Source organism: Kitasatospora sp. NPDC004272, assembly GCF_053603035.1.
In genome coordinates this window covers 1-23,324 of sequence record NZ_JBSGET010000140.1, presented here as the reverse complement: position 1 = coordinate 23,324, position 23,324 = coordinate 1, and the positions used below count along the sequence as shown (strand labels likewise).

Below are 23,324 nucleotides of genomic sequence, written 5' to 3'. Positions count from 1 at the left end.
CCTCGCCGGTGGCCGCCGTCCTCGGGATCAGGATGACGTCGGCGTCGGCGAGCACGTCGAGCTTCTCCACCGAGTAGGTGACCTCGTGGTCGGTGAGCGGTGGCGGGGACGAGCTCCTTGCCCATGCACACGCTCTGCTCGTGGTCCTTGTAGTAGCCGAACTTGCGGATCTCGGCGTAGCCCTCGGAGGTGTAGAGCGCGATCGCCTCGGGCTGCAGGGTGCCGGTCTCCAGCACCAGCCGGGTCCGCCCGGCGGCGACGGCGGTGTCCTCCAGGTGGCGCAGCACGGCGCGGGCGTGGCCCTGGCCGCGGGCGTCCGGGACGACGTACATCCGCTTGAGTTCGGCGTCCCCGTCGCGCAGCCCGTCCGCGTCCCGCTCCTTGGCCCGCCACCCGCCGCAGGCCACCGGCCGCCCGTCCTGGTAGCCGATCACGAACAGCCCGGTGGGCGGGTCGAAGTGGTCGGTGCGGATGGCGGTCTGGTCGCCGTCGCCGTACCTGCGGACGTACTCCTGCTGGACGTCGGCGGCGAGCTGCTGGGCGTCGGGGTGTCCGAAGCCGGTGGTGCGGATCTCCATGGCGCCCAGGGTACGGGCCCGCCTCCCGCCCCCGACCCCGCCCCCGGCCCGCTGCCCGCACACGCGGACCGGGCCAGGCCAGGCCCGAACGCCCGGCCCGGCCCCGGGCCCGAGCGCGCGGGCCGGGCGCGGACCGGCTCAGCCCCGGGTGAGGCGGGCGACCAGCTCGTCCTTGGCGAACATCAGGGCCGCGTCCAGCGCGGAGGGCGTCCCGGCCCGCGGGTCGGCGCCGTGGGCGAGCAGCGCCTCGACGACCTCGGTGGCGCCCTTGAAGACGGCGCCGGCCAGCGGGGTCTGGCCCCGGTCGTTGGCCCGGTCGGCGTCGGCGCCGTGCTCCAGCAGCGCGGTGACGGCGGCGGCGTGGCCGTGGTACGCGGCGAGCATCAGCAGGGTGTCGCCGCGGTCGTTGGTCAGGTCGGCGGGGGTGCCCGCGTCGAGGTAGGCGGCCAGCAGCGCGGCGTCGCCGGCGCGGGCGGCGTCGAAGAGCCGCCCGGCCAGGGCGATCACCTCGGCGTCCGGCTGCCCGGCGGGTCCGTCGGTCGCGGAGGTGCCGGCCTGCGCGGTGGGGTCGGTCATGGGGTGTTCCGCCTTCCGGGTGGGCGGCCGTGCGGGCCGCGACTCGTCCTGCTGGTGCCACCGCGAACGCTAGCGGACGCCCCCGCGGGCCCGCCGGGATGCGGTGCGGCAGCGCCGTTCGGGCGAATTCCGGGTGCGCGGGGCGCGGGCGCGCCCCGCGCGGGGACGCCTGACTGCGCCGGTGCGATCCACTGGCCCCGTGCGTCGCCGAACCGCGGGACGTATACCGCCGATCCGGGTGCCCGGGTGAGATCCACCCGTTTGCCGCACCCCATCATCTATTACTTCTTGTCACCATTAAGGCACTTTCCGTTACACCGTCCCCGCCCCTCGTGAGGAGCAATCCCGTGATTCTCTCCATCTCCGGCATCGTCCTGTTCGGCGTCATCGCCTTCCTGTTCTTCCGCCGGGACGGGTTGAAGATCTCGCACGCCCTGGTGTGCGCGCTGTTCGGCTTCTACGTCGCGGGCTCCTCGATCGCCCCGAGCATCCAGGCGGGCGGCGCGAGCCTGGCCAGCCTGATCGGCGGCCTGAAGTTCTGAGCGGTCCCTGCTCCTCACGGCCCGGGCGCGGACATCCCCACCGCCCCGGGCCTTCTGCCAACCTCCCCCGGCCGGTTCCCCGCCGTCCCCCGCTCCCGTCCCCTCCCTGCCCTCCGGAGCCCGCATGTCCCTCACCCGCCACTTCACCCGGGGCCGCGACCTCGCCCGCAGCGCCGGCGACCACGCCGCCGACGTGTTCGCGCCGCTGGCCCTGATCGGCCGCGGCCTGCGCCGCCACGCCGACTGGGCCAAGGCCCGCTGGGCGGCCACCCCGAAGGAGCGGCGCGGCCCGACGCTGCTGGTCGGCGCGGCCGTGCTGCTCGGCGTCTTCCTGCTGCCGCACGGGCCGCTGCTGGCGATCGTCGCCCTGGTCGCCTCGGCGGCCTGGGTCGGCCGCTCCCCCAAGGCCCCGTCGGAGCCCGTGCCGGACGCCGCGGACGTCAAGCTGCCCGCCCTGTACGCGGCGCTCACCCCGTACTTCGGCGGCTACGACGACCCGGGCGCGCTGTACCGGGTGGACGGCGAGTGGAAGTCGGCGTTCAGCGAGTGGGCCTTCGACCAGGACGGCCGGCTGGCCGCACTGGAGATCGCCTACCCGGCGTACTTCACCGACACCGAGCCGGCCGCCCGGGCCCGGATCGAGCAGGTGGTGCAGGGCAAGGCGGGGCGCTCGCGGGAGTACCGCTTCGACTGGGACGAGGAGTCCAACCGGCTGCGGGTGGCGGCGCTGGCCCCGCTGCCCGCCGACGTCGCCGCGCAGCGCTTCGTCACCGCGCCGGGCGAGATCGTGCTCGGCTTCACCGACGAGGCGGGCAGCCACCGCACCATCCCGGTCGAGCAGGGCGGCGTCACCGAGCAGCAGCCGCCGGTGATCTGGCGGGTCGGCCCGCGCTCGGCCGAGCCGCACCTGCTGGCGCTGGGCGCGCCCGGCCACGGCACCTCGACGCTGCTGCGCTCGATCGCGCTGCAGGCGCTCCCGCACGGCGACCTGGTGGTGGTGGACGGGGCGAGCACCGGCGAGCACGCCTGCCTGGTGAACCGTCCGGGCGTGCACACCGTGGAGACCAGCCTGCACGGGGCGCTGGCCGCGCTGGAGTGGTGCGCGCGGGAGACCGAGCGGCGGCTGGTGGCGCTGAACGCGGCCCGGCACCACGGACTGTCGGCGCCGGCCGACGTGACCCGTCCGCTGTGGATCCTGCTGGACCGCCTCACCGAGCTGTCCGAACTGGCCCGTGCCGAGGGCCGCACCGACCCGCAGGAACTGCTGGAGGTGCCGCTGCGGCACGGCCGGGCGGCCCGGGTGACGGTGGTGTTCGCGGACGTGCTGGAGGCCCGGGAGCGGATCTCCCCGACCGTCCGGACCTGCACCCGCACCCGGGTGGTGCTCGGCCCGGTGAACGCCGAGTCCGGCCCGGCCGCGCTCGGCGGCCCGCTGGACATCGCGCCCGCCGCGCACACCCCGCCCGGGCGCGGCTACGCCCGGATCGGCGCCGCGGCCCCGGTCCGGCTGCAGGTCCCGGTCACCGTCGACCCGCTGGACGAGGACGCCCCGGCCCCGCTGCGGGAGGCGGTGGCGGCGCTGCTGCCGCACCGCGACGCCCGGGCCGGGGCGGCCGCCCCGGCCCCGCTGCTCGCCGAGGTGGTGGCGGAGCCGGCCCCGGCGGACCTGGTGAAGGACCTGACCGGTGAGCCGGTCGGTGAGCCGGCCGGGGGAACCTCGCCGGTGCGCCCCCGTCCGCTCTGGTAAGAAGGTCCGGCGGAAGTGCCGGTCGCCCCGGCGGGCTTCGGCGGACCATAAGTGCACAAAATGTGACACGCCGGGTGATAACACCGCGCAGATGTGACAAAACGGGCCACCATGGGTACAAACAGGGGCGGCACGACAGGCGACGTATGTCCCGGACGGGAATCTTCGTCGGAGGTCGAGCGTTGGACCCAGCGACGAAGACAGCGACCACTAGTCCTGTGGGCAAGAAGCCCGGGAGGCACGATTCATGAGCGAGCGAGCTCTCCGCGGCACGCGACTCGGGGCGACCAGCTACGAGACCGACCGCGGCATTGACCTGGCACCGCGCCAGACCGTCGAGTACGCATGTCAGAACGGACACCGATTCGAGGTCCCGTTCTCGGTCGAGGCGGAGATCCCCGTGGTGTGGGAGTGCCGCTTCTGCGGCCAGGAGGCCGCCCTCCTCGACGGCGAGGAGCCGGAGGAGAAGAAGACCAAGCCCACCCGCACCCACTGGGACATGCTGATGGAGCGCCGTACCCGTGAGGAGCTGGAGGAGGTCCTGGCCGAGCGCCTGGCCGTCCTGCGCTCCGGCGGGATGAACCTGGCGATCCACCCGCGCGACTCGCGCAAGTCCGCCTGACGGCCGGACGCCGCACCACGCCGAAGGGCCCCCGGTTCCCCCCGGGGGCCCTTCGGCGTCCGCGACCGTCGGGCGTCAGGCCGGGCTCGTGATCGCGCCGGGCGTCGGCCCGGGGCCGCGGCCGGCCGGGCCGTCAGGGCGTGATCGGCGGGCGGTACCCGGTCTCCGGACCGGCCGGGCCGCGCGGGCCGGCCGGCGGGTCGACGACCTCGCCCTGGACGACCTTGCCGTCGGGGCGGTGGATCCGCAGCTGCTCCTGCAGGCGCATCGCGTCGGCGAACCGGTCCGCGCCGACCGGGGAGGTGGAGCGCAGCGCCGAGCCGGTGATCCGGCGGCCGACGGCGCGCCACAGCGCGCGGGTCGGCGGCAGCAGGAGGGTCAGCGCCAGCAGGTCGGACAGGAAGCCGGGGATCATCAGCAGGACGCCCGCCAGCACCGTCATCGAGGTGCCGGTCTGCGGCTGCGCGGACTGCGGGTCCTTGGACAGCTCGACCGCGGCGCGGAAGGCCCGCGCCCCGGCCCGCTTGATCACCGTGCCGCCGAGGAACACCCCGCCGACCAGCAGCACGAGCGTCAGGAACCAGCCGATCCAGCCGGCCACCACCGTGAGCAGCCAGATCTCCAGCACCAGCCAGGCGGCGACCAGCAGCGGCACGGTTCGGGCGAGCCTGCCTCGGCGGGCCGGGCGGGCCGGGGTTGCTTGCTGGGACACGGTACGGATCCACTCCATCGCGGTGCTCTCCGCGGCGGCCGGCCTCTCCGGCCGCGTCCACGGCACCATCCAGCACAACGGCCCCGGGGCCCGCCGTGTTCCTGGTCCGACGGGGTCGGAGGGGTCACGGCGCGGTTCCCGGGGCCGTCGGCGGCCCCGCGGCGGCTCAGGCCGCGGCGTCGGCCTCCCGCTCGGCGGCGGCGCGGCCCTGCGCCCTGCGCCGGCGCACCGCGCCGGTCGCCGCGAACGCGCAGACCAGCACGCCGCCCACGGCCAGCACCCACTCGGGCGCCGCGCCGACCCGGTCCGCGACGGTGGTGCCGTCGCGCAGCGGCACCACCGCGTTCAGCACGGCCTGCTCCATCTCGCCGGTGCGCTGCTCCACCGTGCCGTCCGGGGCGATCACCGCGGAGACGCCGCTGGTCGCCGCGATCAGCACCGCCCGGCCGTGCTCGACGGCCCGCAGCCGGGACATCGCGAGCTGCTGCTCGGTCTGCCCGGTCCGGTTGTAGGTGGCGTTGTTGGTCTGCACGACGATGACCCGGCCGCCCTGGTTGACGGCGTCCCGGACGATCTCGTCGTACGCGACCTCGAAGCAGATCACGTCGCCGATCCGGGCCGGGCCGAGCTGCATCACGCCGTTGTGGTCGCCGGGGTAGAAGTCCCGGGCGACCCGCTGCAGGCGGCTGATCACCTTGGACAGCTCGGTGCGGAACGGCACGTACTCGCCGAACGGCACCGGGTGCTGCTTGGTGTAGGAGGCGCCGGGGCCGGTGGCCGGGTCCCAGACGATGCCCTCGTTCTGCACGTGCTGCTCGTCGGGGCCGTCGACCAGGGCGCCGACCAGGGTGGGCACGCCGACCGCCTTGACCGCCTCGTCGATCCGGGCGTACGCGGCCGGGTCGGTGAACGGGTCCAGGTCGGAGGCGTTCTCCGGCCAGATCACCACGTCGGGCCGGGCGGCCTTGCCGGCCGCGATGTCGGCGGCGAGCCGCTCGGTGGCGGTGGCGTGGTTGTCCAGCACCTCCATCGGGCGGCCCAGGAAGTCCATGCCGGGGCGGTCCACGTTGCCCTGGACGAGGGCGACCTTGACGGTGTCGTCGGCCGAGGTGGGCACCGGCACCGTGTAGCCGACCAGCACCAGCGCGAGCGCGCCCACCGCGCCCACCGCGGTGCGCCAGGGCATCTCGGTGTCGGTGCGGCGGGCCCGGGCGGCGCTGAGCACGGCCCAGGCCAGCAGGGTGCCGGCGGCGGCGACCGCGAAGGTCACCAGCGGGGCGCCGCCGAGCGCGGCCAGCGGGGTGAGCGGGCTGGCGGTGTTGGCGAACGCCAGCCGGCCCCACGGGAAGCCGCCGAACGGCAGCCGGTCGCGCATCCACTCCTGGGTGACCCAGAGCACCGCGCCCCACAGCGGCCAGCCGCGCAGCTTCGAGGTGAGCGCCGCGCCGGCGCCCATCAGCGACAGGAACAGCGCCTCGATCAGCGACAGGCCGACCGTGGCGTCCCAGCCGACCGGGCGCAGCCAGGACAGCAGCACCACGAAGAACGGCACGCCGAACGCGAAGCCGATCCAGGCGCCGTGCCGGGCGGTGCGGCCGCGGGTGAGCAGCGCCAGGGCGGCGACCGCGAGGATCGACAGCGGCCAGACGTCGAACGGCGGGAACGCGAACGCCAGCGCCAGGCCGGACAGCGCGGCCAGCCCCGTCCGGGCCCACCACGCCTTGCGGGTGCCCCGCGCGGGCGCCGGCGGCTCCGGGTCCTGCGCGGCCACCGGCTGCTCCTGCGAAACGGGCAGTGCCACCTGTGCGCACCACCTCTCTACCTCGGGATCGTCTCCGCCGGGAGGGGGCGCACACGCGTTCCACCTCGTTCGACGTCCCAGGAAAGGTACCTCACTCCCCCGAGGGCCCCGCGCCGTGCGCCCGACGGCCCGTCAGCGGGCGGACGGCCGGGCGGCGGCGGCGCCGGCGGGTCAGCGCCGGTGGACGGTGCGGCCGCGGACCACGGTGCGCAGGCAGACCGGGAGCGGCTCGCCGGGGGTGAGGTCGGGCAGGCCGGGGGTGCCGGAGCGGGGGTCGGTGGACCAGCCGGCGACCCGGCTGTCGGGGGCCTGCACGACCAGGTCGCCGGTGGCCCAGACCGCGTAGGAGGCGACCGCGCCGGGGACCAGCACGCCGTCGGCGTCGTGGCCGAGTGCCCGGTGGCCGCCGCGGGTGTGCGCGGTGAAGGCGGCGCGGACCGAGATCCGGTGCTCGGGGGTGCGGTGGAAGGCGGCGGCCCGGACGGTGCCCCACGGGTCGAGCGGGGTGACCGGCGCGTCCGAGCCGAAGGCCAGCGGGACGCCGGTGCGCAGCATCGCCGCGAAGGGGTTGAGGGCGGCGGCGCGGTCGGCGCCGAGGCGCTCGGCGTACATGCCGTCGGGGCCGCCCCAGGCGGCGTCGAAGGCGGGCTGGACGGAGGCGGTGAGGCCGAGTTCGGCGAACGCGGCGAGGGTCTCGTAGCTGAGCGCCTCGGCGTGCTCGACCCGGTGCCGGGCGGCCTTGACCCGGTCGAGGCCGAGCTTGTCGGCGGCGGCCCGGACGCCCTCCACCACGGCGGCGATCGCGGCGTCGCCGATGGCGTGGAACCCGGCCTGCAGGCCGGCCTCGGTGCAGGCGGTGACGTGCTCGGCGATCTCGGCGGCGCTCAGGTAGGCGGTGCCGGTGTGGTCGGCGTCGGTGTAGGGGTCGTGCAGGCAGGCGGTGTGCGAGCCGAGGGCGCCGTCGACGAACAGGTCGCCGCCGGCGCCGACCGCGCCGAGGCGGCGGGCGGTCTCGATGCCCTCGGGGCCGGGTTCGCCCCAGTAGCCGTACACCTCGGGGCCGTCGGTCTCGGCGGCGAGGGCGAGCAGCGCGGCGAGGTCCTCGGCGGAGGAGATCTGCGGGCCGGCGCACTCGTGCAGGGTGCCGATGCCGAGTTCGGCGGCCCGGCGCAGGGTGGCGCGCTGGGCGTCGCGGCGCTGGGCGGGGGTGAGGTGGGCGAGCGCGGCCTGCCGGACGGCGTGGTGGGCGTCCCGGGTGAGCGGGCCGGTGGCGTCGTACCCGGGGAGCGCGTCCAGGCCGGGGACGAGGGCGCGCAGCGCGCTGGTGGCGAGGCCGGAGTGGACGTCGGTGCGGGAGAGGTAGAGCGGGGCGTCCCCGGCGGCGGCGTCGAGTTCGGCGAGCGCGGGGGCGCGGTGCTCGGGCCAGCGGGTCTCGTCCCAGCCGTGGCCGATCAGGGCGCCGTCGGCGAAGGAGGCGCCGAACGCGGCGGTGCGGTCCAGGGCTTCGGCGAGCGAGCGGCAGTCGGTGAGGTCGAGGCCGGTGAGGGCGAGGCCGGTGGAGGTGGCGTGCACGTGGGCGTCGACGAAGGCGGGGGTGACCAGGGCGCCGTCCAGTTCGACGATCTCGTCGACGGTGTCGGCGTACGCCTCGGCGGCTCCGTCGCTGCCGACCCAGGCGACGTGCCGGCCCTCGACCAGCATGGCGGTGGCGAAGGGGTCGGCGGGGCTGTAGACGTTGCCGCCGCGCAGCAGCACGGTCCGGTCGGTGCGTTCGGTCATGGCGTCCAGTCTCGCACCGCGGACGGCGGCGGCCGGACCGGGGCGGCGGGTCAGAGCTTGGGCGGGCGGGCCTCGTAGGGGGTGGAGAGGACGACGGTGGTGCGGGTGGAGACGCCGGCGGCGGTGCGGATCCGGGCGAGCAGGTCCTCCAGGTCGCCGGGGCCGGGGACGCGGACCTTGAGGATGTAGTTCTCGTCGCCGGCGACGCTGTGGCACGCCTCGATCTCGGGCAGGCCGACCAGGCGCTCGGGGGTGTCGTCGGGCGCGCTGGGGTCGAAGGGCTTGACCGAGATGAACGCGGTGAGCGCCAGGTCGACCGCCTCGGGGTCGACGATCGCGGTGTAGCCGCGGATCACGCCGCGCTGTTCGAGGCGGCGCACCCGCTGGTGCACGGCCGAGGTGGACAGGCCGGTGGCCTTGCCCAGGTCGGTGTAGCTCATCCGTCCGTCCTGCAGCAGCAGCTGGACGATGCGCTGGTCGAGTTCCTCCACAAGGCGTCAACCTACTCGATCGCGGCCGGGTCCGTGCGGGCAGCTCTCCGGGGGCGCATGTGGGGGGCACATGCCAACGGAATGTGGCGAGGAACACAAGGAATGCATCACCGTGCGCCGGAGTGCAGGGTTATGACGTGCCGTCAATGGGAAGTGCTGCTGGTGGCCCGGACCACGAGAGGCTCCGGCCCGATCCTAGGGGGATCACGATGCGTTCCACCGACCAGCGCCCCGACGTCGAGGACGAACCCGGCGCGCCCGAGGCGTCCTTCGGGACGGACCCGGGCGCGGCCGACACCTGGGAGATCGTCCGGGTGCACTGCCCGGAGTGCGACCGCCCGATCGCGTTGATCGGGGACGAGGAGCGGCTGCCCCAGCACGCGGTGCTGACCTCCGCGTGGAACCCCTTCCAGCCCGCGATCTGCCGGGGCACCGGCGCGCCGACCGCCGACCTGCCGGAGTGCGAGGAGCAGCCCGAGCGCGAGGGCCTGGGCGACCTGGTCATGCTGCCGACCGCGCTGGACTGGCGCACCCAGCCGTTCTCGCACGCCGGGGCCCACCGCGCGGTGCGCGCATCCGTCCCCGCGCAGCGCGAGCACCGCCGCGCGGCCTGAGTCCGCGCACGACCCGAGAAGCCGGACCGCCCCGGGCGGTCCGACGTCCTGGCGAGGGCGCCGCACGCGGTGCCCTCCGGGATCACCCCGCCTCGCCCCGCGGGCGACGGCCCCGGCCCCCGTACCCTGGCCGGATGGACACCCCCTCCCCCGACGCGCCCGGCCTGTCCGCGCTGGCCGCGGACCTGCTCGCGCTGCCGCCCGCGCCGGGCGGCCCGGTGCGGCTGGTCGCGGTGGACGGGCACGCGGGCTCCGGCAAGACCACCTTCGCCGGGCGGCTGTCGGCCGCGCTCGGCGGCGCCCCGGTGGTGCACCTGGACGACCTGGCGACCCACCGGGAGCCGTTCGGCTGGACGGAGCGGCTGCGCGCGGGCGTGCTGGAGCCGCTGTCCCGCGGCGCGGTGGGCCGGCACCCGGTGTACGACTGGACGGCCCGGGAGTTCGGCGCCGCGCGGGAGGTGCCGGTGGCGCCGGTGGTGCTGCTGGAGGGGGTGGGCGCGGGCCGGCGGGCGGTGCGCCCGCACCTGGCGGCGCTGCTGTGGATGGAGCTGGACCAGGCCGCGGCGCGGGCCCGCGGGGAGCTGCGGGACGGTCCGGAACTGGCCGAGTTCTGGGCGGGCTGGTCGTGTGCGGAACAGGCGCACTTCGCGGCCGACCCGAGCCGTCCGCACGCGGACGCGCTGGTCGACGGGGTCACCGGGCGAATCCTCCGGAGCACCCTGAGTGATTCGCGTAGACCCCCCTTGACCTGCGACGTCAGCAGGATCTAAGTTCTGCGTGTCGCGGAAACCAGTTGAATCCGCAACCACAGACACGGCGTCTCCGGCTTGTTCCCCCGTGAGCCGGAGGCGCCGTCCCGCCCTCCCGCGCGCCCCCCGCCGAGCGATCGTCTCGCGCCATTCGAGCCGCGCGCCACCCTTACGGATCAGCGCCGCGCCGGTACCATGCCACGCAGGCGCGCAGAGGAGCGCCCCGAGGTCTGGCGGGGGGCGTCAGTGACGGTGGAGAGTTCCGGCGGCAAGGGTCCCGCCGCGGCGGGTCCGGATCCGGACGCCGACCGCGCCTGGTCGCGTGCCATGGACGCCTACACGGCCGGCTCGTACGCCCGCGCCGAGGAGGAGTTCCGCGCCGCGGTCTACGTCGACCCCGGCATGGCCGACGCCTGGCTCGGCCTGCACGCGCTGCGCAGCGACACCGCGGGCGCCCTGCTGGCGATGCAGCGGCACCGGGACCGCTTCGGCGAGCAGCGCGAGCGCCACCGCCGCCCGCTCAGCTCCTGGTACTGGCTGGGCTGGTGGGTGCAGCCGGTGCTGGAGACCCCGCGGGACCTCGCCCTGGCGCACGCCTCGCACTGGCTGGACGGCCGTCACCTGGCCGAGCTGGAACAGGCGCTGACCCAGTGTCCGCCGCCCGAGCAGGAGCCCGCGGTGCGCTTCCTGCACGCCTGCCGCTCCTACCTGCTCAAGGACTGGGAGCAGCTGATCCGGGACACCGACCGGCTGCTGGACGACCCGGTGCTGGGCATCGAGGCCGGCCTGTTCGCGGGCATGGCCCGGGTCCGGCTCGACATGTGCGCGCAGGCCCAGCGCCCGCTCGCCGCCTCGCTCACCCGCTGCCGCTCCGAGCAGCCGCAGCGCAAGGAGCTGCGCTACTGGCTGGCCCGGGCGTACGAGGGCGCGGGGCGCAGCGCGGCGGCGCTGCCGCTGTACCGGGCGGTGCACCGGGCCGACCCGGCGTTCATGGACACCGAGCAGCGGCTCGCCGCGATCGCCGCCGAGGACGGGCTGCTGGACGGCGAGGTGTTCGGCGAGTACCGGGGCGCGGCGACCGCCCTGGAGGAGCTGGAGGAGCTGGAGCCGGCGGAGTACCGCGGCGGCTCCGGCGGGGTGAGCGAGGAGGCCTGCGCCGAGGAGGACCCGGCCCCGGCCGAGTCGGGCCGGGCGCAGCTGGCCGAGCGGGCCGGCGGCGCGGCCGCCGCGCCGCCGCGGCCGGGCAACTGGCCCGCCGCGCTGGCGGTCCCGGCCGCCGGGCCGAACCCGGCGCCGGCCGCCCGGCTGCAGCTGGACCAGGCGCTGGCCGAGCTGGAGGCGATGGTCGGGCTGGACCCGGTCAAGCGCCAGGTGCGGGCGCTGTCCGCGCAGTTGCGGATGGCCCGGCTGCGCGCCGACCGCGGGCTGCCGGTGCAGCCGCCCAAGCGGCATTTCGTGTTCTCCGGCCCGTCCGGCACCGGCAAGACCACGGTGGCGCGGATCCTCGGCCGGGTCTTCCACGCCCTCGGGCTGCTCTCCGGCGACCACCTGGTGGAGGCCCAACGGGCCGACCTGGTGGGCGAGTTCCTCGGCCAGACCGCGGTGAAGGCGAACGAGCTGATCGACTCGGCGCTGGACGGCGTGCTGTTCATAGACGAGGCGTACTCGCTGGCCAACTCCGGCTACAGCAAGGGCGACGCGTACGGCGACGAGGCGCTGCAGGTGCTCCTGAAACGGGCGGAGGACAATCGGGACAGGTTGGTTGTCATCCTCGCGGGGTACCCGGACGGCATGAATCGACTACTGGCAACGAACCCGGGCCTGAACTCCCGATTCACCACCCGGGTCGACTTCCCCTCCTACCGGCCCGCCGAACTGACCGACATCGGGCTGAAGTTGGCGCAGACCGACGGCGACGGATGGGACGTGGACGCGACCGAGGAACTGTCCTCGATCTGCGGGCACGTCGTCACCGAGGGCTGGATCGACCAGCTCGGCAACGGCCGCTTCGTCCGCACCCTGTACGAGAAGTCCTGCGCCTACCGCGACCTGCGGCTGTCCGGCCAGCGCGGCGCCCCCTCCCGGGAGGACCTGGCGACGCTGCGCCTGCCGGACCTGCTGCAGGCGTACGGAGAGCTGATCGACGGCTACCGGTGAAGGGCCTGCGCAGGTCCCGGCCGGAGCGGTCGGAGGACGTCCCGGCGCCGAGCGCCGGGGACGGGCGGAAGTCCGGTGCGCGGCGGTCGGGGGACGCTCCCGCGCCGCGCCGGACGGATGAGCGGACGGCCGGGCGCCGCGGGGTGCCCTGGTACGTCTCCCTGCCGGTCACGCTGGCCGTGATCCTGGCACTGTTCCTGGGGATGGCGAACCTGGGCTGGCTGCCCGGGGTGCCCAACCCCTTCGCCGAGAAGACCGTCGACCGCAGCCAGCCGGTGGTGCTCAAGTCCATCCAGAACATGAGCCGTTACAACGCGGCCACCGGCGACTTCCAGGTCATCGTGGACCTCGCCAACGAGGCCAAGTTCCTGCCCTCGGCGATCCTGGGCACCCGCAGCCTGTACGTGGGCGCGGGCAGCGTCGAGGCGTACGTGGACCTCGGCAAGCTGGGGGCGGACTCGGTGAAGGTCTCCGAGGACCGGCGGACGGCGACCATCACCGTCCCGCACGCGCAGCTCGCCGGGGCGGCGCTGGACGTCAAGCGCTCCTACATGTACTCGCACGAGCGCGGCCTGTTCGACCGGCTCGGCGACCTGTTCTCGGACAGCACCGCGGAGGACCAGCACAAGGTGGAGATGCTCGCCGTCGAGAAGATCGACAAGGCGGCGAAGGACACCGAACTGACGGCGACCGCGGAGAGCAACACCAAGACGATGCTCACGGGTCTGCTGACCTCGCTGGGCTTCACCCAGGTCACGGTCACCGTGGCCTGACCGGACGGCCGCGAGGGCCGGGGCCGCCCCCCCGAGCGGGGGGCGGCCCCGGCCCTCGCGGGCCGCGCCGTCAGCGCTGGGCGGCGGTGGGGGGCCGGTGGTCGGGGTCGTGCACCTCGCCGACCAGTTCCTCCAGCACGTCCTCCAGGGCGACCAGGCCGAGCTGGCGCCCGTCCGGGTCGACCACGGCCGCCAGGTGGGCGGCGGCGCGGCGCATCGCGGCGAGCGCGTCGTCCAGCGGCAGGCCGGAGCGCAGCACGGTGATCGGCCGCCACAGCCGGGCCGGGATCGGCGCGGTGAGGTCGTCGGCCTCCAGCGAGTCCTTGAGGTGCAGGTAGCCGAGGACGGTGCCGTGCTCGTCGGCGACCGGGAAGCGGGAGAAGCCGGTGCGCACGGCGAGGCGCTGGATCTCCTCGCCGGTGACCTCGCGGCCCACGGTGACCAGCTGCTCGGGGGCGAGCAGCACCTCGGTGACCGGGCGGCTGCCCATCTCCAGGGCGTCCTCCAGGCGTTCGCGGCGGCTGTCGTCGAGCAGGCCGGCTTCGCCGGAGTCGGTGAGCATCAGCAGCAGCTGCTCGCTGGTGGCGACCGAGTCGACCTCGTCCTTGGGCTCGACCCGGAACATCCGCAGCACGCCGTTGGCGAAGGCGTTCAGGAAGGCGATGAACGGGGCGAGCAGGCGGGCGAGGCGGTCCAGCGGCGGGCCGAGCCAGAGCGCGGCCTTCTCCGGGCCGGCCAGCGCGAGGTTCTTCGGGACCATCTCGCCGATCACCATGTGCAGGAAGACCACGATGCTCAGCGCGATGGCGTAGCTCAGCAGGTGCATCGCCGAGTCGGGCACGCCGAGGGCGTGGAAGGCGGGCTCCAGCAGGTGCGCGATGGTGGGTTCGGCGAGCGCGCCGAGCAGCAGCGAGCAGACGGTGATGCCGAGCTGGGCGGCGGCCAGCATCGCGGAGACGTTGGACAGCGCGTGCAGCACGGTGCGGGCGCGCTTGTCGCCGGCCTCGGCGAGCGGTTCGATCTGGCTGCGGCGCACCGAGATGACGGCGAACTCGGCGCCGACGAAGAAGGCGTTGCCGAGCAGCAGGAGCAGCGAGAAGGCGAGTTGCAGGGCGCTCATCGGGTGCCGTCCTGATCGTGCCGGTCGTCCTCGGGAACCCGGCGGACCTCCACCCGGCTGGTGCGGTGCCGGTCGACGGCGGTCACGGTCAGCTCCCAGCCGGGCAGCTGGGCGCGTTCGCCGACGGCGGGGAGCTTGCCGAGCAGGTCGGCGAGCAGGCCGCCGAGCGTCTCGTACGGCCCGTCGGGGGCGTTGAGGCCGATCTTGGCGAGCTGGTCGAGCCGGGCCCGGCCGTCGGCGTCCCAGACCGGCAGTCCGTCGCGCGGGGCGAGCGGGCGCAGGTCGGGGGTGTCGGCGGGGTCGTGCTCGTCCTGGACCTCGCCGACCACCTCCTCGACGATGTCCTCGATGGTGGCGACGCCGGCGGTGCCGCCGTACTCGTCGACCACCACGGCCATCGGTTCGCGGCCGCGCAGCAGGTCCAGCAGCCGCTCGGCGGGCATGGTCTCGGGGACCAGCAGCGGCGGGGCGCACAGGTGGCGGACCCTGGTGTGGTCGCGCCGGGCGGCGGGGACGGCCAGGGCGTCCTTGAGGGTGACGGTGCCGGTGACCTCGTCGAGGCTGTCGGCGTACACCGGGAAGCGGCTCAGCCCGGTGGCCCGGGTGAGGTTGAGCACGTCGGTGGCGGTGGCGTCCTCCTGGAGGGCGGCCACGTCGATCCGCGGGGTCATCACGGACTCGGCAGTCAGCTCGCGCAGGCCCAGGGTGCGGACGAACAGCGTCGCGGACTGCTCGTCCATCACGCCGGCCTGGAAGGAGTGCCGGGCCAGCGCGACGAGTTCGTCGGCGGTGCGGGCGTGGCCGAGTTCCTCCTGCGGTTCGACGCCGAACATCCGGACGATCCGGTCGGCGGAGCCGTTGAGGAAGGCGATCAGCGGGCGGCAGGCGGCGGAGAACACCCGCTGCGGGCCGACCACGGCGTGCGCGACCTGCATCGGGCGGGAGATCGCCCAGTTCTTCGGGACGAGTTCGCCGATCACCATCTGGATCACGGTGGCCAGCACCAGGCCGACGACCACCGCGGTGCCGCGGGCCGCCGACTCGGGCAGGCCGACGGCGGTGAACACCGGGCCGAGCAGGGTGGAGAGCGCCGGTTCGGCGAGCATGCCGACCACCAGCGAGGTGATGGTGATGCCGAGCTGGGCGCCGGAGAGCTGGAAGGACAGCTGGTGCAGGGCCTTGGACAGGCTCCTGGCCTTGCGGTCGCCCTGGGCCGCGGCGCGTTCCACGGTGCCGCGGTCGGCGGTCACGAACGCGAACTCGGCCGCCACGAACAGGCCGTTGGCGAGGATGAGCAGGAGGGCCGCGAGCAGCATGAGCCAGGCGGTGGTCATCGGGCCGCCCGCCTCTCCCGGCTGGAAACGTGCGCGGCGGCGCGGGTACTACCGGACGGATCGTCCATCGAGGGGAGGTGTCACTCCTCTGGTCGCGGGTGGACGCGGGCGGCCCGGAACTGCGGGGGCTTTGCCGCGGTTTTACCAGCGTAGACGATACCCGAACGCTTCTTTGGGCCCGTTCGACCCGTCCGTCCGGGGGCGTGTCAGGCTCATGCCCGCGCGGCGCCGCGCTGCTCGACCAGGTCGCGCAGCGCGCGGGCGGCGGCGATGGCCTGCTCGCGCCCGCCGCCGGGCTGGATGCCGACGGCGGCCAGCGCGGTGCCGTCCGCGAGGTCGAGCATCACCCAGGGGTCGCCGGCCTTGAAGTTCACCCGGACCACCTCGGCCCAGGACAGCCGGCGGCTGCGGACGAAGTTGACCACCGTCAGGCCCGCCTCGTCGGCGACCACCTTGGGGCGGGCCAGCATCAGGCCGACCGCGGCGAACAGCAGGCCGGAACCGACCATCATCGCCCGGTCGTTGAACTGCCAGCTCTCCGGCAGCGCGACGGCGAGCACCGAGAACAGCACCACCATCACCACGCACAGCGTGTAGAGCACGGCGCGGTTGCGGCGGGGCGCCCAGGTGACGGGCAGGGCGGCGGCGGTGGCGGTGGACACGGGTGGCTCCAGGGGGGACGGGGGCCAGGGGTGGCGGCCCCCGTCCGGTGGCGGGTCAGATGCGGCAGGCGTGGATGTTGGTGACCAGGATGGCGCGGGCGCCGAGCGACCAGAGGTCGTCCATGATCCGCTGGGCCTCCTTGCGGAGCACCATCGAGCGGACCGCGACCCAGCCCTCGGTGTGCAGCGGCGAGACGGTCGGCGACTCCAGGCCCGGGGTGAGGGCGACGGCCTCGCCGACCTTCTCGGCGCGGATGTCGTAGTCCATCAGCACGTAGCGGCGGGCCACCAGCACGCCCTGCAGCCGGCGCAGGAACTGCTCGACCGCGGCGTCCTCGCCGGCGCCCTTGGAGCGGATCACCACGGCGTCGGAGACCAGGATCGGGTCGCCGAACACCTCCAGGCCCGCGTTGCGCAGGCTGGTGCCGGTCTCCACCACGTCGGCGATCACGTCGGCGACGCCCAGGTGCACCGCGGTCTCGACCGCGCCGTCCAGCTTGGTGACGGTGGCCTTCACGCCGTGCTCGGCGAGGTGCTGCTCGACCAGGCCGGTGTACGAGGTGGCGATCCGCAGGCCGTCGAGGTCCTGGACGCCGGAGATCCCGGTGCCGACCGGCTTGGCGAACCGGAAGGTCGAGCCGGCGAAGCCGAGCGCGAGCACCTCCTCGGCCTCGGAGGCCGAGTCCAGCAGCAGGTCGCGGCCGGTGATGCCGACGTCGAGGCGGCCGGAGCCGACGTAGACGGCGATGTCGCGCGGGCGCAGGAAGAAGAACTCGACCTGGTTGTCCGGGTCGACCAGGACGAGTTCCTTGGCCTCCTTGCGCTGCCGGTAACCGGCCTCATGGAGCATCTCCGCCGCGGGACCCGAGAGCGAACCCTTGTTGGGGACGGCGATGCGGAGCATGAGAGGCGAACCCTTCGCGTTGGCGATCAATGTGGTGGGGCTGGGGCTTAGAGGTACTTGTAGACGTCTTCGAGCGTCAGCCCGCGGGCGAGCATCATCACCTGGACGTGGTAGAGGAGCTGCGAGATCTCCTCCGCCGCCTCCTCGGGCGACTGGTACTCGGCGGCCATCCAGACCTCGGCGGCCTCCTCGACGACCTTCTTGCCGATCGCGTGGACGCCCTGCTGCACGAGCTGGGCGGTGCGGGAGGTCGCGGGGTCGCCGGTGGCGGCCTTCTGCTGGAGCTCGACGAAGAGCTCCTCGAATGTCTTGGAAGCCATGATGGGCTCACCTTACGGGGTGCGGGCTGACGTACGGTAAACGGTTTCGCACCGTGGACAGTCGGATGGACGACCGGACGGGCGGCCGGGCCCCGGCCGCCGGTGTCCGTCCGGTCAGTCCCGGGCCTTGGCGAGCGCGCGCAGCGCGGCCGCGGTGGCCACCGCGGCGGTGACCGCCTCGTGGCCCTTGTCCTCGGCGGAGCCGGGCAGCCCGGCCCGGTCGAGCGCCTGCTGCTCGGTGTCGCAGGTGAGCACGCCGAAGCCGACCGGGACGCCGGTGTCCACCGACACCCGGGTCAGGCCGAGGGTGGCGCCCTGGCAGACGTAGTCGAAGTGCGGGGTGCCGCCGCGGATCACCACGCCCAGCGCCACCACCGCGTCGTAGCCCGCGTCGGCCAGCCGCTTGGCGGCGACCGGCAGCTCGAAGGTGCCGGGGACGCGCAGCACGGTGGCGCCGTCGGCCGCGCCGAGCTCCTCCAGGGCGCGCCGGGCGCCGTCCAGCAGGCCGTTCATCACCTGCTCGTGCCACTGCGCGGCGACCACCGCGACCCGCAGGTCGGCGGTGTTCTCCAGGCTCTCCGGGGACAGGACGGGGGCTCCGTGGCCGGCCATGTGCGTTTTCCTCTGTTCGGTTGCTGACGGTGGGTCGGTCTGCTTGCCGGGGTGCTTACTTGCCGTCGTCGTCGAGCCACGGCAGGTCGTGGCCCATCCGGTCGCGCTTGGTGCGCAGGTAGCGCAGGTTGTGCTCGCTCGCGGTGGTGGGCAGCGGGCGGCGGGCGGCGACCTTGAGGCCGTACTCGGTGAGCGCGGTCTGCTTGGCCGGGTTGTTGCTGAGCAGGGTCAGCGAGCGCACGCCGAGGTCGGTGAGCATCTGCGCGCCGATCGAGTAGTCGCGGGCGTCGGCGGGCAGGCCCTGGTCGAGGTTGGCGTCGACGGTGTCCAGGCCCTGCTCCTGGAGCTGGTAGGCGCGCAGCTTGTGGGCCAGGCCGATGCCGCGGCCCTCGTGGCCGCGCAGGTAGAGCACCACGCCGCGGCCGGCCGCGGCGACGGCGGCCAGCGAGGTCTGCAGCTGGGGGCCGCAGTCGCAGCGCAGCGAGCCGAACACGTCGCCGGTCAGGCACTCGGAGTGCAGCCGGACGAGCACGTCCTCGCCGTCGGGGAGCCGGCCGTCCGCGTCCAGGCCGCCGGCCACCAGGGCCAGGTGCTCGATGCCGTCGATCGTGCCGCGGTAGCCGACGGCGGTGAACTCGCCGTGCTCGGTGGGCAGTTGCGTGACGGCGGCGCGGTCCACGTGCAGTTCGGTGCGGCGGCGGTAGGCGATCAGGTCCTCGATCGAGATGATCGCCAGGCCGTGCGCGCGGGCGAAGGCGTGCAGTTCGGGCAGCCGGGCCATGGTGCCGTCGTCGTTGACCACCTCGGCGATGCCGCCCGCCGGGGCGAGCCCGGCGAGGCGGGCCAGGTCGACGGCGGCCTCGGTGTGGCCGGGGCGGACCAGCACGCCGCCGTCGACGGCGCGCAGCGGGAAGACGTGCCCCGGGCGGGTCAGGTCGGCGGGCTCGGTGCCCGCACTGGCCAGCAGCTTGACGGTGCGGGCCCGGTCGGCGGCCGAGATGCCGGTGGAGACGCCGTCGCGGGCGTCCACCGAGACGGCGTACGCGGTGCCCTTGCGGTCCTCGTTGACCCGGGTCATCGGGGGCAGCTTGAGCCGGTCGAGCTCCTCGCCGGTCATCGGCACGCAGATCACGCCGGAGGAGTACCGGACGGTGAAGGCCAGCAGTTCGGGGGTGGCCGCGGAGGCGGCGAAGACGATGTCACCCTCGTTCTCGCGGTCCTCGTCGTCGACCACGATCACGGCGCGGCCGAGCGCGATGTCGGCGATCGCCCGTTCGACCGGATCGAGGGCGAGCGGCTGTTCGGCGGGCTCGGTGCTCATGCGGCGGCTCCGGTGGGGATCGGGGCGGTGCGGGCCGCCCGGGCCTTCGTCCACCAGCTGGCCAGGCCGGCCACCACCAGGACGAAGTAGACGGTGAAGGTGAGGGCGGAGAAGACGTAGCCGTGGGCGTACGAGTACGGGACGCTGATCAGGTCCACGGCGATCCAGGCGAACCAGAACTCGACCCAGCCGCGGGCCTGGGCGTACATCGCGGCGAGCGTGCCGACGAAGATGTACGCGTCCAGCAGCGGGTTCCAGGACAGCTGCGGGTTGGCGTGGAAGAGCGCGGCGACGGCGGCGGTGCCGGCCGCGGTGGCGGCCACCAGCACGGCCCGCTCGGTCAGGTTCGCGAAGCGGACCTCGACCTCGCCGGTGTCGCGGCGGCCGCGCTGCCACTGCGTCCAGCCCCAGACCGAGGCGACCACGACGATCGCCTGCTTGCCGATCAGGCCGGGCATCTGGCTGTTCCAGAAGGCGGTGATCAGCACCGCGCCGGCCAGCAGCTGGACGGGCCAGGTCAGCACCGAGCGGCGCCAGCCGAGGACCAGGCCGGTCAGGCCTATCAGGTTGCCGACCATGTCGGCGACCTTCACCTGCTCGCCGAAGGCGGTGAAGGTCAGTTCGGCGAAGGAGCTCACTTGGTACCCCCCAGGGTGTCGGGCAGCGCACGGGAGTCGAGCAGCCGCTCGACGTACTTGGCGAGGACGTCCACTTCGAGGTTGACGGGCTCGCCGACCTGCTTGGCGCCCAGCGTGGTGAGGGCGAGGGTGGCGGGGATCAGCGAGACGGTGAACGAGTCGGCGGCCGCCTCGACGACGGTCAGGCTCACTCCGTCCACGGTGATCGACCCCTTCTCCACCAGGTAGCGCGAGATCGGCTGCGGAAGGCTGAAACGCAGCACCTCCCAGCGCGGATTCCCGTCCGCGTCGAGGTCGCCGGGCGCGCGGGAGAGCAGCGTGCCGGTGCCGTCGACGTGCCCCTGCACCAGGTGGCCGCCGAGCCGGGCGCCGAGCGCCATCGCCCTCTCCAGGTTGACCCGGGAACCGGGGCGCAGCACGCCGAGGCTGGAGCGCCGCAGCGTCTCGCGCATCACGTCGGCGCTGAACTCGCCGTCGCGGTCGGCCAGTTGCTCGTTTCCGTCGAGGACGGTCAGACAGACGCCGTTGACCGCGATCGAGTCGCCGTGCCGGGCGTCGGCCGTCACGACCGGACCGCGCAGGCGGATGCGCGAGGATTCGCCGATCTCCTCGATGGAGACGACCTCGCCGAGCTCTTCGATGATGCCGGTGAACACCCGGGTTCTCCTCGCGCTACTAGGGGCGCGGACTCCGGGGCGGCTCGTGGGAGTTGACTGCGGACGCATGCCGGACGGGACGCACCCGGGGCGCCTGGGCTTCCTCGCCGAGGCACGGGTTCGCTGCCGTCCTGCTCCTCGCACCCCGGCCTCGGGTGGGCCGCGGTGCTGACACGCTTCGTCCGCCGCGCACGCCTCCCTTCCGGACTTTAACCGTCGGTCCAGGAATTTCACCTGGTCAACCGGCCGCTGGCTGCGGACGGGTCGCGGACTGTAACCGCCGGTTCGGATTTTCACCGACCCCGGAGTGCGCTGAACGTCACTGCTACTGCACCCACATTCTTGCACGCGCGGGCGGTCCGGCCGCAAGGACGTGCCCTGTGGCCTGCTTCACGTCGGCGGCGCACCGTGGAAGGGAACAGCCCTCCGCACGGAGGGCTCCCGGCCGAGGAGTTGAGCCGCCATGGCGATGTTCATGGACGTCCACCACGGGATGGCGGGCATCACCGCCGAGCAGTTGAAGGCCGCGCACGAGGCGGACCTCGCGGCGCAGGGCGCCGAGGGCGTCGAGTTCCGGCAGGCCTGGGCCGACCCGGACTCGGGCACCGTCTACTGCCTGTCCTCCGCCCCGTCCCGGGAGGCCGTGCAGCGCGTGCACGAGCGCACCGGACACCCGGCCGACGAGGTGCACCCGGTGCCGCTGCAGGTCTGAGCCCCTCGGCCCCTCCCGGCCCCCGCCCCCGGCCCCTCCCGCCCCGCCCCGCTCCCGGCAGTCCGGGGCGGGGGCCGGGAGGGGTTCGGCGCGGGCTGGTGCATGCTGGAGGGCACGGGGTCTCCGCATAGGCGGAACTTTGGGGGGCCATAGCTCCGGCTTATGACGGCATAAGCCGGAGCCCGGTACCGGGCGCGTCCGGCGGTCGTCAGGCTGGGCGGTACGCGCCCCGAGTCGAACAGGAGTACCTGCCCATGCCCCGCCCCGTCCGGGTGGCCATCGTCGGTTCCGGCCCCGCCGGGATCTACGCCGCCGACGCGCTGCTGAAGTCCGAACTGGCCGCCGCCCCCGGCGTCTCGATCGACCTGATCGAGCGCCTGCCCGCCCCCTTCGGCCTGATCCGCTACGGCGTCGCGCCCGACCACCCCCGGATCAAGGGCATCATCACCGCCCTGCACCAGGTCCTCGACAAGCCGCAGGTCCGCCTGCTCGGCAACGTCGACTACCCCGGCGACCTCTCGCTCGACGAGCTCCACCGCTTCTACGACGCCCTGGTCTTCGCCACCGGCGCCGAGGCCGACCGCGACATGGACATCCCCGGCATCGAGCTGGACGGCTCGTACGGCGCCGCCGACTTCGTCTCCTGGTACGACGGCCACCCCGAGGTCCCGCGCAGCTGGCCGCTGGAGGCCGAGCAGGTCGCCGTCCTCGGCGTCGGCAACGTCGCGCTCGACGTCGCCCGGGTGCTCGCCAAGACCGCGGACGAGCTGCTGCCCACCGAGATCCCGCCGAACGTGTACCAGGGCCTGGCCGCGAACCGGGCCGTCGAGGTGCACGTGTTCGGGCGGCGCGGCCCCGCGCAGGCCAAGTTCTCCCCGATGGAACTGCGCGAGCTCGACCACTCCCCCACCATCGAGGTGATCGTCGACCCCGAGGACATCGACTACGACGAGGCCTCGATCGCCACCCGGCGCGCCAACAAGCAGGCCGACATGGTCGCCTCCACGCTGGAGAACTGGGCCATCCGCGACGTCGGCGACCGGCCGCACCGCATCCACCTGCACTTCTTCGAGAACCCGGTCGAGGTGCTCGGCGCGGACGGCAAGGTCGTCGCGCTGCGCACCGAGCGCACCGAACTCGACGGCACCGGCAACACGGTGGGCACCGGCACCTTCCGCGAGTGGCCCGTCCAGGCCGTCTACCGCGCCGTCGGCTACCGCTCCGACGAACTCGCCAAGCTGCCCTTCGACCCGCTCAGCTCGACCGTCCCGCACGAGGCCGGCCGGGTCCAGGAGAACGGCGCCCACCTGCCCTCGGTGTACGTCACCGGCTGGGTCAAGCGCGGCCCGGTCGGCCTGATCGGCCACACCAAGGGCGACGCCAACGAGACGGTCGCCTGCCTGGTCGCCGACCACGGGGCGGGCCTGCTGCGGCCCGCCGCCGAGCCGTCCGAGGACGCCGTCGTCGACTTCCTGCGCGGCCGCGGCGTCGACTTCACCACCTGGGAGGGCTGGCACCACCTGGACGCCCACGAGAAGGCCCTCGGCGCGGCCGAGGGCCGCGAGCGGGTGAAGGTCGTCGAGCGGGTCGGGATGCTGGACGCGTCGCGCAGCGAGAGGTCCGCGGAGCGCAACAACCTGCGGTAGCGCGGGTGGACGCGCAGCAGGATCGCGGGGCGGGCAGTCACTCGCACCGCTTCGCGATCCTGCCGGCGTGCCCCTACCGCCGCGCGCGGTTCCCCGCGCCCCGGTCGGGGCGTTCTCCGGTCCAGTGCCGCGTCAGGCGACCTTCGCCCGTCGCGGCACTAGATGTTCTGACCATGGAGGTTGGTGACGGGGTTCACGGTGTGGTGATCTTGAAATGAGTGAGGGCCTTCTGGCCTGGTGTGGATTGCGACATCTGCA

The 23,324-nt window shown here is 74.3% G+C and carries 24 protein-coding genes and 1 riboswitch; of the genes, 9 read left to right on the top strand and 15 right to left on the bottom strand.

Annotated elements, in window-relative coordinates; all coding sequences use genetic code 11:
- Both ACWEO5_RS31480 and ACWEO5_RS31475 read right to left on the bottom strand, forming a co-directional pair.
- Positions 1-578: GNAT family N-acetyltransferase (locus ACWEO5_RS31480; RefSeq protein ID WP_452165564.1), on the bottom strand; the 578-nt coding region annotated here is incomplete at its 3' end.
- A gap of 138 nt (positions 579-716) precedes the next feature.
- A complete protein-coding gene (locus tag ACWEO5_RS31475; RefSeq protein ID WP_452165563.1) occupies positions 717-1,154 on the bottom strand; it encodes an ankyrin repeat domain-containing protein in 438 nt (145 codons plus the stop codon).
- Between the two features lie 347 nt (positions 1,155-1,501).
- Between ACWEO5_RS31475 and ACWEO5_RS31470 the strand changes: the two genes are divergently transcribed.
- The 3 genes from ACWEO5_RS31470 (at position 1,502) to ACWEO5_RS31460 (ending at position 4,065) form a co-directional block, all read left to right on the top strand.
- On the top strand, positions 1,502-1,696 hold the full coding sequence (locus tag ACWEO5_RS31470) for a hypothetical protein (protein ID WP_014134294.1): 195 nt from the start codon (positions 1,502-1,504) through the stop codon (positions 1,694-1,696).
- Positions 1,697-1,820: 124 nt separating this feature from the next.
- Entirely contained in the window at positions 1,821-3,443 is a 1,623-nt protein-coding gene (locus ACWEO5_RS31465; RefSeq protein ID WP_452165562.1) for a hypothetical protein, read from the top strand.
- A 247-nt stretch (positions 3,444-3,690) separates the two neighbouring features.
- Positions 3,691-4,065 carry an RNA polymerase-binding protein RbpA gene (locus tag ACWEO5_RS31460; protein WP_014134296.1) on the top strand — a complete coding sequence of 125 codons (375 nt, stop codon included), beginning with the start codon at positions 3,691-3,693 and terminating at the stop codon, positions 4,063-4,065.
- Positions 4,066-4,198: 133 nt separating this feature from the next.
- Here the strand turns inward: ACWEO5_RS31460 and fxsA are convergent, their stop codons facing one another.
- The 4 genes from fxsA to ACWEO5_RS31440 form a co-directional block, all read right to left on the bottom strand.
- Complete coding sequence (gene fxsA / locus ACWEO5_RS31455) at positions 4,199-4,777, bottom strand: FxsA family membrane protein (RefSeq protein ID WP_452165561.1); 579 nt, start codon at positions 4,775-4,777, stop codon at positions 4,199-4,201.
- A 166-nt stretch (positions 4,778-4,943) separates the two neighbouring features.
- The gene (gene lnt / locus ACWEO5_RS31450; RefSeq protein WP_452165560.1) at positions 4,944-6,578 is read right to left on the bottom strand and encodes an apolipoprotein N-acyltransferase; all 1,635 of its coding nucleotides are present in this window, start codon (positions 6,576-6,578) and stop codon (positions 4,944-4,946) included.
- Positions 6,579-6,749: 171 nt separating this feature from the next.
- Positions 6,750-8,357: an amidohydrolase gene (locus tag ACWEO5_RS31445; protein WP_452165559.1), complete on the bottom strand. Its 1,608-nt coding sequence runs from the start codon at positions 8,355-8,357 to the stop codon at positions 6,750-6,752.
- A gap of 50 nt (positions 8,358-8,407) precedes the next feature.
- Positions 8,408-8,848, bottom strand: coding sequence for an AsnC family transcriptional regulator (locus tag ACWEO5_RS31440; protein ID WP_030912915.1), 441 nt, complete (start codon positions 8,846-8,848; stop codon positions 8,408-8,410).
- Positions 8,849-9,057: 209 nt separating this feature from the next.
- Between ACWEO5_RS31440 and ACWEO5_RS31435 the strand changes: the two genes are divergently transcribed.
- From ACWEO5_RS31435 to ACWEO5_RS31420, 4 genes are all read left to right on the top strand, one after another.
- Positions 9,058-9,462 carry a hypothetical protein gene (locus ACWEO5_RS31435; protein WP_344551555.1) on the top strand — a complete coding sequence of 135 codons (405 nt, stop codon included), beginning with the start codon at positions 9,058-9,060 and terminating at the stop codon, positions 9,460-9,462.
- Positions 9,463-9,596: 134 nt separating this feature from the next.
- Complete coding sequence (locus ACWEO5_RS31430) at positions 9,597-10,232, top strand: uridine kinase family protein (protein ID WP_452165558.1); 636 nt, start codon at positions 9,597-9,599, stop codon at positions 10,230-10,232.
- 306 nt (positions 10,233-10,538) lie between these two features.
- A complete protein-coding gene (locus tag ACWEO5_RS31425) occupies positions 10,539-12,368 on the top strand; it encodes an AAA family ATPase (protein ID WP_452165557.1) in 1,830 nt (609 codons plus the stop codon).
- Positions 12,369-12,511: 143 nt separating this feature from the next.
- Positions 12,512-13,141, top strand: a complete 630-nt coding sequence (locus ACWEO5_RS31420) for a DUF4230 domain-containing protein (RefSeq protein ID WP_452165556.1) — start codon at positions 12,512-12,514, stop codon at positions 13,139-13,141.
- A gap of 70 nt (positions 13,142-13,211) precedes the next feature.
- On the opposite strand, the gene ACWEO5_RS31415 is transcribed toward ACWEO5_RS31420, so the two are convergent.
- The 9 genes from ACWEO5_RS31415 to ACWEO5_RS31375 form a co-directional block, all read right to left on the bottom strand.
- A complete protein-coding gene (locus ACWEO5_RS31415; RefSeq protein WP_452165555.1) occupies positions 13,212-14,261 on the bottom strand; it encodes a hemolysin family protein in 1,050 nt (349 codons plus the stop codon).
- Positions 14,258-15,595 (bottom strand): hemolysin family protein, encoded by a 1,338-nt coding sequence (locus ACWEO5_RS31410; protein WP_344551560.1) that lies wholly within the window; start codon positions 15,593-15,595, stop codon positions 14,258-14,260. The genes ACWEO5_RS31415 and ACWEO5_RS31410 overlap by 4 nt, the downstream gene beginning before the upstream one ends.
- 212 nt (positions 15,596-15,807) lie before the next feature.
- A complete protein-coding gene (locus ACWEO5_RS31405) occupies positions 15,808-16,257 on the bottom strand; it encodes a PH domain-containing protein (protein WP_344551561.1) in 450 nt (149 codons plus the stop codon).
- A 55-nt stretch (positions 16,258-16,312) separates the two neighbouring features.
- Positions 16,313-17,161, bottom strand: a complete 849-nt coding sequence (hisG, locus tag ACWEO5_RS31400) for an ATP phosphoribosyltransferase (RefSeq protein ID WP_452165554.1) — start codon at positions 17,159-17,161, stop codon at positions 16,313-16,315.
- 47 nt (positions 17,162-17,208) lie between these two features.
- Entirely contained in the window at positions 17,209-17,481 is a 273-nt protein-coding gene (locus ACWEO5_RS31395; protein ID WP_344551563.1) for a phosphoribosyl-ATP diphosphatase, read from the bottom strand.
- Positions 17,482-17,595: 114 nt separating this feature from the next.
- The gene (ribH, locus tag ACWEO5_RS31390) at positions 17,596-18,093 is read right to left on the bottom strand and encodes a 6,7-dimethyl-8-ribityllumazine synthase (protein WP_344551564.1); all 498 of its coding nucleotides are present in this window, start codon (positions 18,091-18,093) and stop codon (positions 17,596-17,598) included.
- A gap of 55 nt (positions 18,094-18,148) precedes the next feature.
- Complete coding sequence (locus ACWEO5_RS31385; protein WP_452165553.1) at positions 18,149-19,414, bottom strand: bifunctional 3,4-dihydroxy-2-butanone-4-phosphate synthase/GTP cyclohydrolase II; 1,266 nt, start codon at positions 19,412-19,414, stop codon at positions 18,149-18,151.
- Complete coding sequence (locus ACWEO5_RS31380) at positions 19,411-20,052, bottom strand: nicotinamide mononucleotide transporter family protein (protein WP_452165552.1); 642 nt, start codon at positions 20,050-20,052, stop codon at positions 19,411-19,413. Before ACWEO5_RS31380 ends, ACWEO5_RS31385 begins: the two co-directional genes overlap by 4 nt.
- Positions 20,049-20,708, bottom strand: a complete 660-nt coding sequence (locus ACWEO5_RS31375; RefSeq protein ID WP_344551567.1) for a riboflavin synthase — start codon at positions 20,706-20,708, stop codon at positions 20,049-20,051. The genes ACWEO5_RS31380 and ACWEO5_RS31375 overlap by 4 nt, the downstream gene beginning before the upstream one ends.
- A gap of 186 nt (positions 20,709-20,894) precedes the next feature.
- Positions 20,895-21,022: riboswitch (FMN riboswitch) on the bottom strand.
- Positions 21,023-21,171: 149 nt separating this feature from the next.
- Here ACWEO5_RS31375 and ACWEO5_RS31370 point away from each other — a divergent pair.
- Both ACWEO5_RS31370 and ACWEO5_RS31365 read left to right on the top strand, forming a co-directional pair.
- A complete protein-coding gene (locus ACWEO5_RS31370; protein ID WP_344551568.1) occupies positions 21,172-21,420 on the top strand; it encodes an SCO4226 family nickel-binding protein in 249 nt (82 codons plus the stop codon).
- A gap of 254 nt (positions 21,421-21,674) precedes the next feature.
- Entirely contained in the window at positions 21,675-23,066 is a 1,392-nt protein-coding gene (locus ACWEO5_RS31365) for an FAD-dependent oxidoreductase (protein ID WP_344551569.1), read from the top strand.
- Positions 23,067-23,324 lie beyond the last annotated feature (258 nt).

What these genes read in the sequence shown, in the direction of transcription:
- ACWEO5_RS31475 (WP_452165563.1), bottom strand. Translation starts at nt 1,154, where the DNA reads ATGACCGACCCCACCGCGCAGGCCGGCACCTCCGCGACCGACGGACCC.
- ACWEO5_RS31465 (WP_452165562.1), top strand. Translation starts at nt 1,821, where the DNA reads ATGTCCCTCACCCGCCACTTCACCCGGGGCCGCGACCTCGCCCGCAGC.
- ACWEO5_RS31460 (WP_014134296.1), top strand. Translation starts at nt 3,691, where the DNA reads ATGAGCGAGCGAGCTCTCCGCGGCACGCGACTCGGGGCGACCAGCTAC.
- ACWEO5_RS31445 (WP_452165559.1), bottom strand. Translation starts at nt 8,357, where the DNA reads ATGACCGAACGCACCGACCGGACCGTGCTGCTGCGCGGCGGCAACGTC.
- ACWEO5_RS31435 (WP_344551555.1), top strand. Translation starts at nt 9,058, where the DNA reads ATGCGTTCCACCGACCAGCGCCCCGACGTCGAGGACGAACCCGGCGCG.
- ACWEO5_RS31430 (WP_452165558.1), top strand. Translation starts at nt 9,597, where the DNA reads ATGGACACCCCCTCCCCCGACGCGCCCGGCCTGTCCGCGCTGGCCGCG.
- ACWEO5_RS31425 (WP_452165557.1), top strand. Translation starts at nt 10,539, where the DNA reads ATGGACGCCTACACGGCCGGCTCGTACGCCCGCGCCGAGGAGGAGTTC.
- ACWEO5_RS31415 (WP_452165555.1), bottom strand. Translation starts at nt 14,261, where the DNA reads ATGAGCGCCCTGCAACTCGCCTTCTCGCTGCTCCTGCTGCTCGGCAAC.
- ACWEO5_RS31410 (WP_344551560.1), bottom strand. Translation starts at nt 15,595, where the DNA reads ATGACCACCGCCTGGCTCATGCTGCTCGCGGCCCTCCTGCTCATCCTC.
- hisG (WP_452165554.1), bottom strand. Translation starts at nt 17,161, where the DNA reads ATGCTCCGCATCGCCGTCCCCAACAAGGGTTCGCTCTCGGGTCCCGCG.
- ACWEO5_RS31395 (WP_344551563.1), bottom strand. Translation starts at nt 17,481, where the DNA reads ATGGCTTCCAAGACATTCGAGGAGCTCTTCGTCGAGCTCCAGCAGAAG.
- ribH (WP_344551564.1), bottom strand. Translation starts at nt 18,093, where the DNA reads ATGGCCGGCCACGGAGCCCCCGTCCTGTCCCCGGAGAGCCTGGAGAAC.
- ACWEO5_RS31385 (WP_452165553.1), bottom strand. Translation starts at nt 19,414, where the DNA reads ATGAGCACCGAGCCCGCCGAACAGCCGCTCGCCCTCGATCCGGTCGAA.
- ACWEO5_RS31370 (WP_344551568.1), top strand. Translation starts at nt 21,172, where the DNA reads ATGGCGATGTTCATGGACGTCCACCACGGGATGGCGGGCATCACCGCC.
- ACWEO5_RS31365 (WP_344551569.1), top strand. Translation starts at nt 21,675, where the DNA reads ATGCCCCGCCCCGTCCGGGTGGCCATCGTCGGTTCCGGCCCCGCCGGG.